At 72.2% G+C, this 13,788-nt stretch carries 13 protein-coding genes; 3 read left to right on the top strand and 10 right to left on the bottom strand.

All coding sequences use genetic code 11. From position 1 onward, the window contains the following. Positions 1 to 81 precede the first annotated feature (81 nt). The 3 genes from AB0G17_RS35385 to AB0G17_RS35375 are packed head-to-tail and all read right to left on the bottom strand — an operon-like array spanning position 82 to position 2,830. Complete coding sequence (locus tag AB0G17_RS35385; protein WP_361391728.1) at positions 82 to 753, bottom strand: response regulator transcription factor; 672 nt, start codon at positions 751 to 753, stop codon at positions 82 to 84. Further along, a complete protein-coding gene (locus AB0G17_RS35380) occupies positions 750 to 2,009 on the bottom strand; it encodes a DUF5931 domain-containing protein (protein WP_361391725.1) in 1,260 nt (419 codons plus the stop codon). Before AB0G17_RS35380 ends, AB0G17_RS35385 begins: the two co-directional genes overlap by 4 nt. A gap of 41 nt (positions 2,010 to 2,050) precedes the next feature. Beyond that, positions 2,051 to 2,830, bottom strand: a complete 780-nt coding sequence (locus tag AB0G17_RS35375) for a lysophospholipid acyltransferase family protein (protein WP_361391722.1) — start codon at positions 2,828 to 2,830, stop codon at positions 2,051 to 2,053. Between the two features lie 154 nt (positions 2,831 to 2,984). Between AB0G17_RS35375 and AB0G17_RS35370 the strand changes: the two genes are divergently transcribed. Together AB0G17_RS35370 and AB0G17_RS35365 are read left to right on the top strand one after the other, a co-directional pair. Continuing rightward, the gene (locus AB0G17_RS35370; RefSeq protein WP_361391719.1) at positions 2,985 to 3,764 is read left to right on the top strand and encodes an alpha/beta fold hydrolase; all 780 of its coding nucleotides are present in this window, start codon (positions 2,985 to 2,987) and stop codon (positions 3,762 to 3,764) included. Beyond that, on the top strand, positions 3,757 to 4,350 hold the full coding sequence (locus AB0G17_RS35365; RefSeq protein WP_361391716.1) for a hypothetical protein: 594 nt from the start codon (positions 3,757 to 3,759) through the stop codon (positions 4,348 to 4,350). Before AB0G17_RS35370 ends, AB0G17_RS35365 begins: the two co-directional genes overlap by 8 nt. Positions 4,351 to 4,774: 424 nt before the next feature. Here the strand turns inward: AB0G17_RS35365 and AB0G17_RS35360 are convergent, their stop codons facing one another. The 6 genes from AB0G17_RS35360 to AB0G17_RS35335 all read right to left on the bottom strand — a co-directional run bounded on the left by AB0G17_RS35360 (position 4,775) and on the right by AB0G17_RS35335 (position 9,819). Further along, positions 4,775 to 5,545: an endonuclease/exonuclease/phosphatase family protein gene (locus AB0G17_RS35360; protein ID WP_361391785.1), complete on the bottom strand. Its 771-nt coding sequence runs from the start codon at positions 5,543 to 5,545 to the stop codon at positions 4,775 to 4,777. 99 nt (positions 5,546 to 5,644) lie between these two features. Next, positions 5,645 to 6,586 carry an ROK family glucokinase gene (locus AB0G17_RS35355; protein ID WP_361391713.1) on the bottom strand — a complete coding sequence of 314 codons (942 nt, stop codon included), beginning with the start codon at positions 6,584 to 6,586 and terminating at the stop codon, positions 5,645 to 5,647. Between the two features lie 65 nt (positions 6,587 to 6,651). Further along, positions 6,652 to 7,128 carry a DUF5304 domain-containing protein gene (locus tag AB0G17_RS35350; protein WP_361391710.1) on the bottom strand — a complete coding sequence of 159 codons (477 nt, stop codon included), beginning with the start codon at positions 7,126 to 7,128 and terminating at the stop codon, positions 6,652 to 6,654. A 153-nt stretch (positions 7,129 to 7,281) separates the two neighbouring features. Beyond that, positions 7,282 to 8,493: an ArsA-related P-loop ATPase gene (locus AB0G17_RS35345; RefSeq protein ID WP_361391707.1), complete on the bottom strand. Its 1,212-nt coding sequence runs from the start codon at positions 8,491 to 8,493 to the stop codon at positions 7,282 to 7,284. Between the two features lies 1 nt (position 8,494). Beyond that, positions 8,495 to 8,965 (bottom strand): SRPBCC family protein, encoded by a 471-nt coding sequence (locus tag AB0G17_RS35340; protein WP_361391704.1) that lies wholly within the window; start codon positions 8,963 to 8,965, stop codon positions 8,495 to 8,497. A 92-nt stretch (positions 8,966 to 9,057) separates the two neighbouring features. After that, positions 9,058 to 9,819, bottom strand: a complete 762-nt coding sequence (locus AB0G17_RS35335; protein ID WP_361391701.1) for a metallophosphoesterase — start codon at positions 9,817 to 9,819, stop codon at positions 9,058 to 9,060. A 272-nt stretch (positions 9,820 to 10,091) separates the two neighbouring features. Here AB0G17_RS35335 and AB0G17_RS35330 point away from each other — a divergent pair, with 272 nt between their 5' ends. Then, positions 10,092 to 11,888 carry an AMP-dependent synthetase/ligase gene (locus AB0G17_RS35330; protein ID WP_361391698.1) on the top strand — a complete coding sequence of 599 codons (1,797 nt, stop codon included), beginning with the start codon at positions 10,092 to 10,094 and terminating at the stop codon, positions 11,886 to 11,888. Between the two features lie 12 nt (positions 11,889 to 11,900). Here the strand turns inward: AB0G17_RS35330 and AB0G17_RS35325 are convergent, their stop codons facing one another. Continuing rightward, complete coding sequence (locus AB0G17_RS35325; protein WP_361391695.1) at positions 11,901 to 13,520, bottom strand: GMC oxidoreductase; 1,620 nt, start codon at positions 13,518 to 13,520, stop codon at positions 11,901 to 11,903. Positions 13,521 to 13,788: the final 268 nt, after the last annotated feature.

The raw sequence follows: 13,788 nt of genomic DNA, 5'->3' as shown, positions 1-13,788 counted from the left end.
CGTCAATTCCTTGGATTCAAGGGGCTGTTGACGAGTGGTCATTCACTCGTACGAGCGGAGCACACACGCGCGCGGGATGGCTCACGCGTCGTCGAGGCCCTGCTCTATCGCGTACCTCACCAGCTCGACGCGGTTGTGGAGCTGGAGCTTGCCCAGGGTGTTCTGGACGTGGTTCTGGACCGTCCGGTGCGAGATGACCAGGCGCTCGGCGATCTGCTTGTACGACAGGCCCTTCGCCACCAGGCGCAGCACCTCCGTCTCGCGCTCGGTCAGCTGCGGGGCCTTCGGCTCGTCGGCCGCGGCGGGCGCGGGGTCCGAGGCCAGGCGCCGGTACTCACCGAGGACCAGGCCCGCCAGGCCCGGGGTGAACACCGGGTCGCCGGCCGCCGTGCGGCGCACCGCGTCGGTGAGCTCCTCGGTGCTCGCCGACTTCAGCAGATAGCCGGTCGCGCCGGACTTCACCGCCTCCAGGACGTCCGCGTGCTCGCCGGAGGCGGAGAGCACCAGGACGCGCAGCGCCGGGTTGGCGCCGACCAGTTCCTTGCAGACCTGGACGCCCGGCATGCCGGGCAGATTGAGGTCCAGGACCAGCACGTCGGGCGTGACCGCCTGGGCGCGGCGGACCGCCTGCGGGCCGTCCCCGGCGGTGGCCACCACGTCGAACCCGGCGGCCGCCAGGTCGCGCGCCACCGCGTCGCGCCACATCGGGTGGTCGTCGACCACCATGACCTTCACCGTCTGCAGCTCACTCATGCCTTCGCCTTCCCCCGTGGAACCTTCAGCTCTACTTCCGTCCCCTGGCCGGGCACCGAGATCAGCTCGGCGGTGCCGCCCAGGTCCCGCAGCCGGCCGCGGATCGAGAGGGCGACGCCCATGCGCCCCTCCCCCTCGGCCTGCGCGAGCCGGCCCTCCGGGATGCCGGGACCGTCGTCCCGTACCGTCACGATCACTTCGTCCCCCCAGTCCTCGACCAGGATCCAGGCCTGGGCGCTCTCCCCCGCGTGTCTGCGGACATTGTCCAACGCGGCACTGACAGCGGCCGCGAGCTCCCGGGCCGCGGGGGGCGCGAGGAGCACCGGAGCGCCCGGTTCCGCGAGCGAGACCCGCGATCCGGCGTGCGGGGCGAGCAGGGTCCGCAGATCCACCTCGGCCCCATCGGCCCCGTCGGCCCCGTCGGCCCCGTCGGCCCCGTCGGCCCCGTCGGCCCCGCCGACAGCGTCGTCGTACTCGACCGTACGGACCAGCGCGCCCAGCGCCGGGTCCTCGGACGCGCGCGTGGTGGGCACCAGGCCGCTGGAGACCAGGGTCCGCAGGGCGACCTCCTGCTCGCCGGCCATCCGGCCGAGCTCGGCCGCCTCGCCGCCGAGCGCGGTGCCGCGCCGCTGCACCATGGCGAGCACCTGGAGGACGCTGTCGTGGATGTCCCGGGCCAGCCGCTCCCGCTCGCGGGTCGCCGCCTCGATCTCCAGGGCGCGGGCGAGGGTCGCCTCGCTCGCCCGGGCGACCTCCACCACGTAACCGATGGCGATGGAGGCGATGCACACGAGCAGGACGTTGTGGAGGGTGTCCCGGGTGGGGCTGCCGCGCTCCACCAGGTTGGCCGCGGCCACCAGCGAGGAGGCGAAGGCGGCCCAGCGCCAGCCGCCCTTGATGGCGTACGCGAGCACCGAGCCCGCCGTCCATATGGTCGGCAGAGTCGGGCCGTTCACCAGGTGCGCGTCGGTGTCCGCCAGCGGGGTGAGCAGGATGCCGGTGAGCGCGACCGCCAGGTCGACGCCGAGGAACCGCTTGGTGCAGCTCGCCGCGTTCGCCACCCGGGGCAGCGTCGCCAGCGTCCAGACGGCGAGCACCGACAGGAAGGCGATGCCCACCCAGGGACGCTCGAAGTCGCGGTACTCGGATACGAAGACCAGCACCGCGTAGAGCATCGTGAGGACGCGGTACGCGGTGAGCGCGCGCCACAGCGGCAGCTCGACGGACATTCTGATGACGCGCTCGCGCTTCGCCACTTCCCCCACCCCTGAACGGAACGCCGGACGCCGGACGCCGACTAGTCGCCGGGCCGTTCCGCGCGCTTGGCCTGCTCGGCCTCCCGGGCCTTCGCCGCCTTCTCGGCGGCCTTCTCCTCGTCGGCCTTGCGCTTGGCCTCGTCCGCGATCTGGCGCTTGGCCGCGGTCGCGTAGACGTCCACGTACTCCTGGCCCGAGAGCTTCATGATCTCGTACATGACCTCGTCGGTCACCGAGCGCAGGATGAACCGGTCGCCCTCCATGCCGTGGTACCGGCTGAAGTCGAGCGGCTTGCCGATGCGGATGCCCGGGCGCATCAGCTTGGGCATGACCTTCCCGGGCGGCTGGATCTTCTCGGTGTCGATCATCGCGACCGGGATCACCGGCGCGCCGCTGGCGAGCGCCACGCGCGCGAGGCCGCCGGGCTTGCCGCGGTAGAGGCGGCCGTCGGGCGAGCGGGTGCCCTCCGGGTAGATCCCGAACAGCTCCCCGCGCTCCAGGACCTCGATGCCGCTCTTGATCGCCGCCTCACCCGCGCCGCGCGCGCCCGAGCGGTCCACCGGGAGCTGGCCGACGCCCTTGAAGAAGGCGGCGGTGAGCTTGCCCTTCACACCCGGCGAGGTGAAGTACTCCGCCTTGGCGATGAACGTCACCTTGCGGTCCAGGACCGCCGGCAGGAAGAACGAGTCCGAGAAGGAGAGGTGGTTGCTCGCGAGGATCGCCGGCCCCTCGGCGGGGATGTTTTCGAGGCCCTCCACCCAGGGCCTGAAGGCAAGCTTCAGCGACCCGCCGATGGAGAACTTCATTGCGCCGTAGATCAACTCGGATGCCTTCCCTCTGTCTGTCGAACAGACCTTAACCCGTGCGGGGCCCGGCCTCCCGCGCGCGGGCCGGTGACGGCTCTGGTCGGTGTCAGTCCGGTCGCGTACCGTGAAGTACGACTCCCCAGCCCCTGCTCATGAACAGGAGACCCCGGTGCCGGTCCTCCCTGGAGCCGAGCCGTTCCGCCACGAGGGCGGAGAGGTCGGCGTCCTCCTCTGTCACGGCTTCACCGGTTCCCCGCAGTCGCTGCGCCCCTGGGCCGACTTCCTGGCCGAGCGCGGTCTGACGGTCGAGCTGCCGCTGCTGCCCGGACACGGCACGCGCTGGCAGGACATGCAGCTCACCGGCTGGCAGGACTGGTACGCGGAAGTGGACCGGGCACTGGCCGAGCTGCGCGCCCGGTGCGCCCAGGTCTTCGTCTTCGGTCTGTCGATGGGCGGCGCGCTGGCGCTGCGGCTCGCGGCGAAGCACGGCGACGCGGTCAGCGGCGTGGTCGTCGTGAACCCCGGCAACAAGGTGCACGGCGTGGCGGCGCGCGCGCTGCCGGTCGTCCGCCACTTCGTGCCCTCCACCAAGGGGATCGCCAGCGACATCGCCAAGGAGGGCGCGGCGGAGGTGGGGTACGACAGGGTGCCGCTGCACGCGGCGTACTCCCTGCGCCGGTTCTTCCATCTGGTCGACCGCGAGCTGCCCCAGGTCACCCAGCCGATGCTGCTGCTGCACAGCCCGCAGGACCACGTGGTGCCGCCGGCCGACTCGGCGCGGATCCTGAGCCGGGTCTCGTCCACGGACGTCACCGAGATCCTGCTGGAACAGAGCTACCACGTGGCGACGTTGGACCACGATGCGGAGCGGATCTTCGAGGAGAGTTACGCGTTCATCGGCCGCCTCGCTCCTAGCGTCGGGAAGAAGGGGAGCACGACCGGTGGCTGAGCACGACGCGGACCGCGAGCCGCAGCCGATCGACGAGGAGGCTGCGTGGGCGGCGATCGTGGCGGGGTACGGCGAGGAGCCGTCCGACCCGCCGGGCACCAAGCCGTTCAAGTCGGTGGAGGACCTGGCGCTGCTGGAGGGTGACCGCAACGGCACGCCCGGCACGCCCGGCACGGCCGAGCCGCCCTCGACTCCCGCGACTGCCGCGGCCCCGGAGCCGCCCGAGCCGCCCGAGCCGAAGCCGCTGGGCAGCTCGGTGGTCTTCGCGCCCGGCGTGGGCGGGCCGCGCGACTTCAGCGTGGCGGAGCCCGCGGACTCCGACCTGGACGACGTGGACGAGGGCCACTTCGTGCCGCCGGAGCCGCCGCCGCTGCCGGAGACCGACGTCACGGCGAAGTTCGCCTGGCTCGGGGTGATCGGCGGCCCTCTGCTGATGCTGCTGGCGGCGGTGCTCCAGTGGGAGTTCACGTGGTGGCTCACGACGCTGGGCGTGGGGGGCTTCATCGGGGGCTTCGGCACGCTGGTGGCTCGGATGAGCCAGGACGACGAGGACGACGACGACCCGGGCCGCGGCGCGGTGGTCTGACCCGAGCCGCCGATTCACCTGCGGGCCGGTGGGGGCTGGTCGCGCAGTTCCCCGCGCCCCTTTTTGGCCCGGAGTTCGTCTGCGGGCCGGTGGGGGCTGGTCGCGCCCACGCGGCGGAGCCGCACATGTCACAGCCCCGCGCCCCTTTTTCGCCCGGAGTTCGTCTGCGGCCCGGTGGGGGCTGAGCGCGCAGTTCCCCGCGCCCCTAAAGGACGCGGGCTGCGGCGACCGCAACCCCCAAGGGGAGCGGGACTGCGACATATGCGGCTCCGCCGCGCGGGCGAGCTCAGCCCAAACGAACCCGCACCCGACCGACGGCCAGGCTTTTAGGGGCGCGGGGAACTGCGCGGCCAGCCCCCACCGGCCCGCGGACAAACACGGGGCGGAGCGGGGTCCGGGGGCGTAGCCCCCACCCCCGGAGGGTTCAGGGAAGGGGCGGGGTGGGGGGATCCGCCGGGACCCGCACCACCGCCAGCACCGGCAAATGATCCGTCGCCGCCACGAGATCCGCCTCCGTCACCCCCGCCAACCCCATAGGCACCCCACACCCCAACACCTCCACCCCCTCCGTCACGAACACCGCATCGATGCGCTGATGCGGATCGGCGGGCGTCGACGTGTACTCCGTACCCCACGGCCGCACCGCCCAGCAGTCCCGCAGCCCCTCCGCCAGCCGGCGGAACGCGCGGCCATCGGGCCGGTCGTTGAGGTCGCCGCCCGCGACCGCGTAGGGCACCCCCAGCCCCGCCAGATGGTCGAGCAGCAGACCCGCCTGCGCCTCGCGCTCATCCGCCTGGAGGCTGAGGTGGCAGCTGAGGACGCCCAGGCGCGCGCCCCCGACCCGTACCACCGCCGACGCGAAGCCGCGCCGGTGCAGACCGGGCGTGAGCGGCAGCAGCACGTCCTCGGTGCGCTCCACCGTCGCCCGCAGCGAGCACAGCAGCAGCGGCCCCGCCGCCGTCGCGCCGCCGCTCAGGACCACGAGGTCGCTCGCCGCCGCGAGCCGCGCCGCGGCCTTGCGCCAGCGGAAGAAGCGCGGCGCCTCCTGGATCAGGACCAGGTCGGGGTCGCAGGCGCGGATCACCCGCGCCAGCGCCGCGTTGTCGTCGCGCATCGAGCGGATGTTGTAGCTGAGGACACGGATCACGGCCGAGCCGTTCTCCGTACGGGACGCGGGAAGATCCGTCAGCGGCATGGGGCACATGCGGCACAACATAGAGCAGCGCCCGCCGCGTCCGTGAGGGGACGCGACGGGCGCTCAACTACCGTGAGAAGACCGTACGGACGACGGTGCTCAGCCCTGGCGCGCCAGGTCCGCCGCCCCGACCAGCCCCGCCTTGTTCCCGAGCTGCGCCGCCAGCACCTGTGCGTGCGGGCGCCACTCGCCGCCGATCAGCCAGCGCCGGAACGACTTGCGGATCGGGTCGAGGACCAGCTCGCCCTCGTCCGAGACGCCGCCGCCGACGATGAACGCCGAGGGGTCGAAGAGCGAGGCCAGGTCGGCCAGGCCCGCGCCCGCCCAGCGGGCCAGCTCGCGGAAGGAGTCCACCGCGACCGGGTCGCCCTGGCGGGCGGCCGCGCTGATGTGCTTGCCCTCGATGCCCTCGACCGTGCCGTCGCCGAGGCCGAGGAGGATCTCCGCGTTCTCGGGGGTCGCGTTGGCGCGCTGGCGGGCGTACCGCACGAGCGCGCGCCCCGAGGCGTACTGCTCCCAGCAGCCCTGGCTGCCGCAGCCGCACAGCAGCCCGTCGGGCACCACACGGATGTGGCCGAACTCGGCGGCCACGCCGAAGCGTCCGCGGCGCAGCTTGTTGCCGATGATGATGCCGCCGCCCAGGCCGGTGCCGAGCGTGATGCAGATGACGTCCTCGTGGCCCTGGCCGGCGCCGAAGCGGTACTCGCCCCAGGCCGCCGCGTTGGCGTCGTTCTCGACGACCACGGGCAGCCCGACCCGCTGCTCGACCTTGTCCTTCAGCGGCTCGTGGCGCCAGTGGATGTTGGGCGCGAAGAGCACGGTGGCGCGCTTGTCGTCGACGTATCCGGCCGCGCCGATGCCGACGGCGTCGATCTCGTGACCCTTGCCGGCCCCTTCGACCGCGGCGCAGATCGCGTCCACGATGGCGTCAGCGGTCGGCGGCGTGGGCACGGTGTGCGTCTCGAGGATGTGGCCCTCCTCGTCGACCACTCCCGCCGCGATCTTGGTGCCGCCGATGTCGACGCCGATGGTGAGTCCCATTAAGTCCCTCAGTTTTCGGTCGAGCCCCGCTAAGGCAACCGTACCCGAGGGCGGGCACCCGTCAGTCAGTCCAGGTCGATGTGCTCGGTCGGGCCCGCGCCCGCCCCGCCGTCGTCCTTCTTCGGCCCGCCGGAGGCCCGACCCGAGCTCCCGGCCGAGGTTCCGCCCGGGGACTCGCCCGACGCCCAGCGGCGCTCATGGCCCTCGACCGCCGAGCGGTAGGCCGCGAGCAGCTCGCCGCCGGCCGCCGCGAGGTGGTCGAAGACGTCCGGGTTGCGCTCGATGACCGGCTCGACCACGGCCTTCGCCTGGCCGATCAGCTGCTGCACGGCGCTCTGCGCGGCCATGCCGGGCAGCGAGGACTGGAGGGACGCGACCTTGTCGGCGACGGCGTCGACCAGCTTGCGCAGCTCCTCGGCGGCGGAGCCGGGCGGCGGGCCGTAGGTGGCACGGCGGCGCGCCCGCTCCGCGGCGAGGTCCTCGGCGCACGCGTCGGCCCAGGCATCCGCGTCGGGGGCGGGCTGCTCGGTGGCTTCGCTCATGGCGGACTCCAGCTACTCAAGGACTACTGAAGGACTACGGAAAGAGAAGGGTCTGTTCTTTCGACGGACGGTTCTCTCGGCGGACTGTTCTCTCGATGGATGGTTCTCTCGGCGGTCTGTTCTCTCGACGTTACCCGAACGGGGGTACGGCGTTCAGCGCGTCCGGGGCCACAGGTCCGGGTCCGGGGTGAACCGGATCCGCAGGACGCCGCCGGTGAGCCCGGCGCCGGAGACCGTGCAGCGGCGCAGCGCGGAGGGCAGAGTGGCGATCTTGCGGAACGGGCCGACGGTGAGCAGGAGTTCGTCGCCGCGCCGCACCAGGCCGAGCTGGTCGCGGGCGGCGCCGGGCAGCGGCAGGTGCCACACCAGGACGCCGTCGTCGGCCAGCCGGTCCTCCACGGTCCACGGCTCGCGGCGGACGGATCCGCCCCCCGCTTCCCCCGGCCCGGTCTCGCCGGTCGGCCCGTCGATCAGCTCGTCGAGCCCGTCGAGCCCCTCGATCAGCTCGTCGAGCTCGTCGGTGCCCCGCGGGTCGCGGCCCAGGTGCGGGGCCTCGTGGACCGGTACGCCCGCGAACTCCTCGGCCAGCTCCTTGAGCGCGCACTGCTGGTGCCCGGAGAGCGCGGCGAGGAAGGGATCCGCCGACCCGGTGGGCAGGATCCGGTTGGCGATCACCGCGTCCAGGGTCAGCCCGTGCAGGGCCACGCCCAGGCGGGCGGTGCGCAGGACGGCCATGGCGGCTGGCGAGGGCTCGGCGACCAGTCGTACGGTCGTCGCCCGGTCCTCCACCACGGCCTCGACGGCGGCGAGTTCCGCGTCCCAGCGGGCGGCCGTCTCGTACAGCCACTGCGCGGGCATCGGGACCCCCGCGAGCTGGGCGAGGACCGGGCGCAGCGAGCGGGCGGCCTGGCGCTCGGGCGGCAGCAGCCGGCGCAGATAGCGGCGCAGCTGGCCGGGCAGGGCGAGGGCGGCGACGGCCTGCTGGACCGGCGGCATGTCGACGACGACCAGGTCGTGGTCGCCCGCGGCCGCCTCGCGCAGGGCCTTGAGCAGGGCCAGCTGCTCGGCGCCGGGCAGCTCGGTGAGCTCCTCGCCGTCGAGGCGGCCGGCGCCCAGGAGCTCGAGCACCGTCCCGGCCCGGTCCTGGAGGGCGAGGAGCTCGGTGCGGAAGTGGGCGCCGGAGTCGATGCGTACGACGTCGAGGCGGGCCACCTCCTCGTCGCCGAGCAGCGCGGCGAGCCGGTCGTCGCGGCCGTCGCAGATCAGCAGCGCCCGCTCACCGCGCCGGGCCGCCGCGAGCGCGGTCGCGGCGGCGACGGTGGTGCGGCCCGCGCCGCCGGGGCCGGTGACGAGGACCGTACGCACGTCAGACCTGCTCGGCCCCGCCGGCGGATCCGGCCGCGCCGCTCTCGACGCGCTTCTTCAGACCCGCGAGCGCGCGGTCGATGATGACCTTCTCGGCCTTGCGCTTGATCATGCCGAGCATGGGGATCTTGACGTCGACGGTCAGCTGGTAGGTGACCTCGGTGTGGCCGCCGGGGGCGTCCGCGAGGCTGTAGGAGCCGTCGAGGGCGCGCAGCATCTGGGACTTGACCAGGCTCCAGCTCACCTTGTGGGCGCCGTCCCAGGTGTACTTGAGGGTGTGGTCGTCCTTGATGGCGCCCGCGTCGAGCACCAGGCGGACCTGCTCGGCCCGGCCCTCGGCGTCCTTGGACAGCACCTCGGCCTCCTTCACCTCTCCGGTCCACTCGGGGTACCGGGCGAAGTCGGCGATCACCCCCATCACCTCGGCCGGTGTCGCCTCGATGGTGATAGACGAGCTGGTGTGTTCCGCCATCGTCGTGGCTCCTCCAGTGCGCGGGCCGGTGTGTGGGGGTCGGTAGACGTGCAGGCTATCGCGTGCGGCCGGGGCCTCGGCCCGGAGGCCGGTCACCACTGGAGGGCGAAGGGCCGGGAGGTGGCGGCGAAGTGGCCGACGTTCACGCACTCGGTGCGGCCGACCCGGACCCGGCGGGCGAGCGGCTGGTGGACGTGGCCGAACAGCGCGTACCGGGGCTTCGTCCTGCGGATCGCTTCGAGCAGGGCGCGCGAGCCGCGTTCGAAGCGGCGCGGCACCGTGTCGTAGCAGAGCTCGGGGACGTCCGGCGGGATGTGCGAGCAGAGCACGTCGACCTCGCCGAGCGCCTCGACCTTGGCCGCGTACTCCTCGTCGCCGATCTCGTACGGCGTGCGCATCGGGGTGCGCAGTCCGCCGCCCACGAAGCCGAAGACGCGGCCGCCGATCTCGATCCGCTCGCCGTCCAGGACGGTGGTGCCGGGGCCGGCGTACTGCGGCCACAGGGTCGGTATGTCGACATTGCCGTAGGTCGCGTACGTCGGGGTGGGGAAGGCGGCGAACATCTCGGCGTACTGACGGCGGACCGCCGCCTCGATGGCGGCCTCCCGGTCGAGTCCGGCCCACAGCGAGCGGCCCAGTTCACGGGCCTCCTCGAAGCGGCGGGCGGTGCGCAGGGCGACGATCCGGTCCGCGTTCTCGACGCCGAAGAGGTCGGGGAAGATGCCGCGCGAGTGATCGGCGTAGTCGAGGAAAAGGACGAGGTCACCCAGGCAGATGAGGGCGTCCGCGCCGTCGCCCGCCTTGGCCAGGCCCTCGGCGTTCCCGTGCACATCGCTGATCACATGAACTCGCATGCAGCCACCCTAGGCGGCCGGACCTGCGGTTACTTCCGAGTCGCGAAAGGAGTGGACTACTGTGCGTGAAGCGGCCCGAAATCCGTGTGACGCAGCGAACATCTGGCCAGGACCCCCTATCGGGAACCCACTACCGGTGGGTAACGTCCGGGCAGTCCAGTCGTGCTCGGAGTGCCGCCCCCACGGGTTCTCCGGGCACCTGCCCGATCTTGGACCGCAGCCGGTGCGTCACACAGAGCCGTGGCACCGGCGCCCGATGAGGAGCAGCAGTCTTGCGCGAGTTCAGCCTTCCGGCCCTGTACGAGGTCCCCACGGACGGCAACCTGACGGATCTGATCCGCCGCAATGCCGCTCAGCATCCCGATGTCGCGGTCATGGGCCGCAAGGTCGCGGGACGCTGGACCGACGTTTCCGCCACCCAGTTCCTCGCCGAGGTCCGCGGCGTGGCCAAGGGCCTCATCGCCGCCGGCGTCGAGCCGGGCGACCGGGTGGCCCTGCTCTCCCGCACCCGCTACGAGTGGGTGCTGCTCGACTTCGCCATCTGGAGCGCGGGCGCGGTCACCGTCCCCGTGTACGAGACGAGTTCGCCCGAGCAGATCCAGTGGATCCTCGGTGACTCCGGCGCCACCCTGTGCGTCGTCGAGTCCGAGGCGCACGAGGCCTCCGTCACCGCCGTGCAGTCCGCGCTGCCCGCCCTCAAGGGCGTCTGGCAGCTGGACGCGGACGCGGTGGCCCAGCTCACCGCGGCCGGCGCGGACGTCTCCGACGAGCTGCTCGACCAGCGGATGTCCTCGGCGCACGCGGACGACCCGGCGACCATCGTCTACACCTCCGGCACCACCGGCCGCCCCAAGGGCTGTGTGCTCACCCACCGCGCCTTCTTCGCGGAGTGCGGCAACGTGGTCGAGCGCCTCAAGCCGCTCTTCCGCACCGGCGAGTGCTCGGTCCTGCTCTTCCTGCCCGCCGCCCACGTCTTCGGGCGGCTGGTGGAGGTGGCGTCCGTGATGGCGCCGATCAAGCTCGGCTGCGTACCGGACATCAAGAACCTCACCGACGAGCTGGCCGCGTTCCGGCCGACGCTGATTCTCGGTGTGCCGCGCGTCTTCGAGAAGGTCTACAACGCGGCCCGCGCCAAGGCGCAGGCGGACGGCAAGGGCGCGATCTTCGACAAGGCCGCGCACACCGCGATCGCCTACAGCCGCGCGCTCGGCACGCCGCAGGGCGCCTCCGTCGGCCTCAGGATCAAGCACAAGGTCTTCGGCAAGCTCGTCTTCAGCAAGCTGCGCGCGGTGCTCGGCGGCAAGGGCGAGTACGCCATCTCCGGCGGCGCCCCGCTGGGCGAGCGGCTCGGCCACTTCTACCGGGGCATCGGCTTCACGGTCCTGGAGGGGTACGGCCTCACCGAGTCCTGCGCGGCGACCGCGTTCAACCCGTGGGACCGGCAGAAGATCGGTACGGTCGGTCAGCCGCTGCCGGGTTCCGTGGTGCGCATCGCGGACGACGGCGAGGTGCTGCTGCACGGCGAGCACCTGTTCACGGGGTACTGGAACAACGAGGCGGCGAGCGCCGAGGCGCTGGCCGACGGCTGGTTCCACACCGGTGACATCGGCACCCTCGACGAGGACGGCTACCTCGCGATCACCGGCCGCAAGAAGGAGATCATCGTCACGGCGGGCGGCAAGAACGTCGCCCCGGCGGTGATCGAGGACCGCATCCGCGCGCACGCGCTGGTCGCGGAGTGCATGGTGGTCGGCGACGGGCGGCCGTTCGTGGGCGCGCTGGTCACGCTCGACGAGGAGTTCCTGGCCCACTGGGCCGCGGACCACGGCAAGCCGGCCGGTTCGACGGCGGCCTCGCTGCGGGAGGACGGGGAGCTGCTCGCGGAGGTGCAGCGGGCGGTGGACGACGGCAACGCCGCGGTCTCCAAGGCGGAATCGGTGCGGAAATTCCGCATTCTCACCTCCCAGTTCACCGAGGAGGCGGGGCACATCACCCCGTCGCTGAAGCTGAAGCGCAACGTCGTGGCGAAGGACTTCGCGGACGAGATCGAGGCGATCTACACCCACTGACGTCCGCCGGGGTCAGCCGGGGAAGTCCTCGGCCAGCACCCGCTGGAGGTTGCGCTCGGCGAGCGCCGTGATCGTGACGAACGGGTTGACGCCGATGGAGCCGGGCACGAGGGCTCCATCGGTGACGTACAGCCCCGGATACCCCTTCACCCGCCCGTAGCCGTCGGTCGCCCGCCCCAACGGGCAGCCGCCGAGCGGGTGGTAGCAGAAGCCGTCCGCGAACGGCGTGTCGTTGCCGAACAGGTCGTACCGGTAGATCGTCGCGTTCCTGAGATTGATCCGGTCGAACAGCTTCTTGGTGGCGTCGACCGAGGGCTGGTTCTGCGCCCTCGACCAGTTCAGCTTCGCCGAGTCGGTCGCCGGATCGTACGAGAAGGTGCCTCGCTGCGGGTTCTTGGTGATCGCCAGATACAGGCTCACCCAGTGCTCGAAGCCCATCGGCAGCGGGGCGATCTCGGCGAAGACCGGGTTGGCCGCGTTGTCCCAGTCGTCGATGCCCAGGGCGGGCATGGTGGCCTCGTTGGCGCCGACCGTGTCCCACATGTGGTTGGCGCGGGCCGTCATGATGTTGCCGTTGGTGCCCCAGCCGGTGCCGACGGCCGGGTCGAGGGCGGGCAGCGCGCCGGTCTCGCGGGCGCGCAGCAGCAGTTCGGTGGTGCCGAGGCTGCCGGCGCCGAGGAAGAGCCTCCCGCAGCCGAACTCCCTCGTCTCCACAACCTTGCCGGTGAGGTCGGTGCGGTCGGCGGTGACGACGTACGTACCGTCCGGCTGTCTGTGGATGGCGCGGGCGCGGTGCAGGGTCTCGATGGTGACCTTGCCGGTGCCGAGCGCCGCGGCGAGGTAGGTCTTGTCGACGGACCGCTTGCCGTGGTTGTTGCCGTAGATGACCTCGCCCGCGAGCGCGGACCTGGTGGCGGTGGAGTCCGCCTCGCGGCGCATGTACCCGAAGTCGTAGACGTTGGGGACGAAGACGGTCTTCAGACCGGCGTTCTGGGCGGCCTTGCGGGAGGTACGGGCGAACTTGTACCACTCCGTGGACTCGAACCACGCCGGGTCGACCGAGTTGACACCCAGCATGGCGTTGGCGCGCGGGAAGTACGTGGCGTACATCTCGGCGGCGTCGACCTGCGGCAGGACCTCCGCGAAGTAGTCGCGGCGCGGGGTGACGGCCATGCCGCCGTTGACGAGCGAGCCGCCGCCGACGCCACGTCCCACATAGACGGACATGTCACCGCAGTTCACCCGGTCGAGGACGCCGGGGTAGGGGCTGATGTTCTTGTTGACGACATCGAGCCAGAGGAACGTGGCGAGAGGTGCCTCGGTCCGGGTGCGGAACCACATGGAACGCTGGTCCGGCGCGGAGGTCGAACAGAAGACCTTGCCGTCTGCGGCGGGGGTGTCCCAGAGCCTGCCCATCTCCAGGACGAGGGTCTGGATTCCGGCCTGCCCGAGCCGGAGCGCGGCCACGGCGGCGCCGTAGCCGGAGCCGATGACCAGGGCGGGGGTGTGAGTGGCGCCTTGCGCCTGCGCGGCGCGGGCGGGGTCGAGGGTGATGCGGGTGAGGCCGAGGAGTGCGGCCGTCTGGAGGGCGCCGAGACCCAGGAGGTGACGGCGCGTCAGATTTGGTGTCATGCGCGCAGCATGGGCGGAATTTGGCCTTCCGCCCAGGGTTCACGTTGTCTCAAATCTGAGTGACCGTCAGGGGTGGGAGTGTGGTGGGCCCGGGGTTCGTCTGCGGGTGGGTGGTGGGTTGGTCGCGCCGTTCCCCGCGCCCCTAAACTCCCGCTCGTCTGCGGACCGTGGCCGGTTGCTCGCGCAGTTCCCCGCGCCCCTGGAAGCGCCCCTCCGGGGCGCCCAGGGGATTGCCGCGCAGCGGCATCTTCAGGGGCGCGGGGAACTG

It is taken from the genome of Streptomyces sp. NPDC023838 (assembly GCF_040639555.1).
Classification (GTDB): domain Bacteria; phylum Actinomycetota; class Actinomycetes; order Streptomycetales; family Streptomycetaceae; genus Streptomyces.
This window is presented reverse-complemented; position numbering and strand designations above follow the sequence as displayed.